The sequence below is a fragment of the Streptomyces sp. SM1 genome (assembly GCF_002910825.1).
Classification (GTDB): domain Bacteria; phylum Actinomycetota; class Actinomycetes; order Streptomycetales; family Streptomycetaceae; genus Streptomyces; species Streptomyces okerensis.
Map to the genome: position 1 here is coordinate 1 of NZ_NEUB01000797.1, position 3,778 is coordinate 3,778.

Annotated in this window: 4 protein-coding genes; all 4 read right to left on the reverse strand. The window is 72.3% G+C overall.

Annotated features, from left to right (window positions below; translation table 11 throughout):
- Positions 1-685: 16S rRNA (adenine(1518)-N(6)/adenine(1519)-N(6))-dimethyltransferase RsmA (gene rsmA, locus B9S61_RS24470; protein ID WP_103544178.1), on the reverse strand; the 685-nt coding region annotated here is incomplete at its 3' end.
- A 34-nt stretch (positions 686-719) separates the two neighbouring features.
- Positions 720-1,982 (reverse strand): resuscitation-promoting factor, encoded by a 1,263-nt coding sequence (locus tag B9S61_RS24475; protein ID WP_103544179.1) that lies wholly within the window; start codon positions 1,980-1,982, stop codon positions 720-722.
- A 113-nt stretch (positions 1,983-2,095) separates the two neighbouring features.
- On the reverse strand, positions 2,096-3,007 hold the full coding sequence (locus tag B9S61_RS24480) for a TatD family hydrolase (RefSeq protein ID WP_103544180.1): 912 nt from the start codon (positions 3,005-3,007) through the stop codon (positions 2,096-2,098).
- A gap of 107 nt (positions 3,008-3,114) precedes the next feature.
- A partial coding sequence (locus B9S61_RS24485) for a group II intron maturase-specific domain-containing protein (protein ID WP_258039757.1) occupies positions 3,115-3,778 on the reverse strand: 664 nt, incomplete at its 5' end.

Sequence of the window (3,778 nt, forward strand, 5' to 3'; positions counted from 1 at the left end):
CGGCGAAGACCTCGCGCCGGGAGGCGGTGGTCTTCAGCGGTTCGGCCCGGCGGACCAGGGAGACCAGCCCGCTGTCGACGTTCGGCGCGGGCCAGAAGACGTTCCGGCCGATGGCGCCGGCCCGCTTGACCTCCGCGTACCAGTTGGCCTTGACCGAGGGCACGCCGTACACCTTCGAACCGGGCGGGGCCGCGAGCCGGTCGGCGACCTCCGCCTGCACCATGACGAGGGTGCGTTCGATGCTCGGGAAGTGCTCGAGCATGTGCAGCAGCACCGGGACGGCCACGTTGTAGGGCAGGTTGGCGACCAGCGCGGTCGGGGCGGCCCCGGGCAGCCCGGTGACGTGCATCGCGTCGGAATGGACCAGCGCGAACCGCTCGGCGCGCCCGGGCATGCGGGCGGTGACGGTCGCGGGCAGCGCGGCGGCGAGGACGTCGTCGATCTCCACGGCGGTGACCCGGTCGGCGGCCTCCAGCAGCGCCAGCGTCAGCGAGCCGAGCCCGGGGCCGACCTCGACGACCACGTCGTCCGGGCGGACCCCGGCGGTACGGACGATACGGCGCACCGTGTTGGCGTCGATGACGAAGTTCTGGCCGCGCTGCTTGGTGGGCCGTACGCCGAGGGCGGCCGCCAGTTCACGGATGTCGGCGGGGCCCAGGAGGGCGTCAGGGGTGGGGCTGGTCACGGGACAAGAGTACGGGCCACCCCGGGCCGCCCCGTCACCCCCGTAGCCGCGCCCCGCAGTGCGGCCACGCGCCCGGGCCGCTGCGGATGTACAGCTTCCTCGCGCGGTGCGTCTGTTCCGCCGCCGGTGCGTCCTGGGGCCGTCCGCTGCCGCCGAGGGCCCGCCAGGTCGGGGTGTCGAACTGGTACAGCCCGCCGTACGTTCCCGAGGGGTCCACCGCGTCGGGCCGGCCCCCGGACTCGCACGCGGCCAGCGCGCTCCAGTCCGGTCCTCCCGCTCCCCCTCCCACCGGCACCGGCGGCGCCCCGGTACCGACCCGCACCCGCTGCGCGGACGGTTCGCGCACCAGCTCGGAACGGAGCAGGCGCGGTTTCTGCCGGACCCCGTTGACGGTGCGCCGCGCGTAGGTGAGGCGGCGCAGCCCGGGCCGTCCCTGCCGGTCGACGACCTCCGTGCCCCGCGTCAGCGCGGGATCCTCGACCCGCACCTCGGCGTACGGGATCGTCTCGTCGCGGACCTCGCGGCCGCCGGTGATCCGCAGCACGGTGACGGTCTGGCCGTCGCGCGGGAAGCTGCCCGGGGCGACGGAGGTGGTGTCGCGGCCGCGCAGGGTGATTCCGGCCTGCCGCACGGTCTCCTGCACGGTCGCGGCGTCGGTGCGGACGGTGCGCGCCCGCCCGTCCGCCATCACCGTCACGGAGCGTTCGGTACGGACGTCCAGTACGAGCCCTTCCCGCCCGATGCGCCGGTTGCGCGAGGTCGACAGATACGCGCCCTCCAGGCGTACCCCGAGCTCCCTGAGCGCTCCCTCCACCGTGTGCGCCGTCGTCCACACCTCGCGCCGCCGGCCGTCGAGGGTGAACAGCAGGGGGCGGCCGTGGCGCACCTCGATCTCGTCGCCGTGGCCGAGCGGCGTTCCCGGGGCGGGCGTGATCACATCGTGCGCCCCGGTCCGTACGCCCTCCTCGGCGAGCAGTTCGGTGACGTCGTCGGCGAAGGTGTGCAGGGTGCGGGTCCGGCCGTCGACGTCGAGCTCGACCGCCTTGTCCTTGGCGACGAAGGCGCTGGTGCCACCGGCGAGGACCGCCACGACCAGCGCCTGCGGCAGCAGCCTGCGTACACCGTCCGCCCGCTCGGCGTACCGGCCGCGCCGCCGGTGCGCGGACCGCCGGGCCGGTGCGGGGCGGGGTGCCCGGCGGGGGAGGCCGGGGACGGTCTCCCCCTCGTGCGGATCGCCGCGGACATCATGGCTCCGGCACGTCTTCTCGTACGTCTTCAACCGCAGGGTGCTGCTCACGCCGACTCGCTCCAGGCTGGCCACAGGGTCCCGATCGGGCTCCCAGAACCTAGCCGAGCGCCGGTCGCTCTCCCGGGCGACACGACTACGGAACGTGCGCGGAACCGCGGCGCTCAGTAGCCGAAGGCGCGGGCCGTGTTCGCCCCCAGGGCCGTGGCCAGGGTGTCCTCGTCGATGCCCCGGACGGCCGCCATGGCACGCACCGTGACCGGCACGAGGTAGGGGGCGTTCGGCCGCCCCCGGTAGGGCACCGGGGTGAGGAACGGAGCGTCGGTCTCCACCAGGACCAGCTCCAGCGGGGCCACGGCGAGCGCGTCGCGCAGGTTCTGCGCGTTCTTGAAGGTGACGTTGCCGGCGAACGACATGTAGGAGCCGGCGGCCGCGCAGATCTCCGCCATCCCGGCGTCCCCGGAGTAGCAGTGGAAGACGGTGCGCTCGGGGGCGCCCTCCTCCTTCAGGACGCGCAGGACGTCGGCGTGGGCGTCACGGTCGTGGATCACCAGCGTCTTGCCGTGCCGCTTGGCGATCTCTATGTGGGCGCGGAAGGACCGCTCCTGCGCCTCCTTGCCCTCGGGCCCGGTGCGGAAGAAGTCCAGCCCCGTCTCGCCGACGCCTCTGACGTGCGGCAGCGCGGCCAGCCGGTCGATCTCGGCGAGCGCGTCGTCCAGGGCCGCGTCGCCGCCGGGCTCACGGGCACCCTGCCGGGACCACCCTCCCCCAGCCCCAGCGGGCTGGGAGGTGCCCCCAGGATCCCCGTGGACGATCCGCGGGGCCTCGTTGGGGTGCAGTGCGACCGTCGCATGGACGCTGTCGTGGGCCGCCGCCGTCTCCGCCGCCCACCGGGACCCGTTGAGGTCGCAGCCGACCTGCACCACCGTCGTGACACCCACCGACGCCGCCTTGGCGAGGGCGTCCGCGACCGTGCCGGACTGCATGTCGAGGTGGGTGTGCGAGTCCGCGACCGGCACCCGGAGGGGTTCCGGGAGCGGCGGGGCGGCGTTCTTGTCGGGGGCGTTCGCAGGCATTGGTAGTCAGGGGCGCGGTGTCCTCGCGGACCCGTTTCCCCATCCCCCTTTCAATCCGTGCGTGCGGTTTTCCCGCACACGGCTTACCGATGATCTTCTTGACATGGTTACGCAGCCTTCGGATAGCGAATCGTGCCACCCAGCCGATACAGGCCATGCCCGTTGAACCACTCCTCAGTCCATTCCGCCCGCTGGCCTGACCTCAGATTGCGGCCGCGCTTCTTGGCCATCAATCTGTGGAGCCGCCATACGACATATCGATCAGCGGTCTGGAACTTGTCAGCGGCGTTCCCGGTTCTGAAGTAGTTACCCCAGCCGCGCAGGATCGGATTCAGGTCCGCAATCACGTCCCGAATATCCATTCCAGTCCGACGGCGGTCGGTCCGTTCCCGGACCTTGTCCCGGAGTCTCTTCATCGCCGCTTTCGAGGGCCAGCGGTGCAGGTAGAAGCGGACGGTCCCGTACTTCTCCCACGACCTGCCCGAGAAGCGTGCTCTGAAGTGGCAGCCGAGGAAGTCGAGTCCTTCCCGGCCCTCTCTGAGGTCAACAATCTTCGTCTTGTCCGGGTGCAGTCGCAGCCCCAGCGAAGTCAGGATCTCCCCGACCGCGTCAAGAGCAGCCCTGGCCTGGCGTTCCGAACGGCACAGGACGACGCCGTCGTCCGCGTACCGCACCAGCTCACCCACTCCGCGCCGCGATAGCCCGGAGTCCAGAACGTGCAGGTAGACGTTGGCCAGCAAAGGCGAGATCACCCCGCCCTGAGGCGTCCCG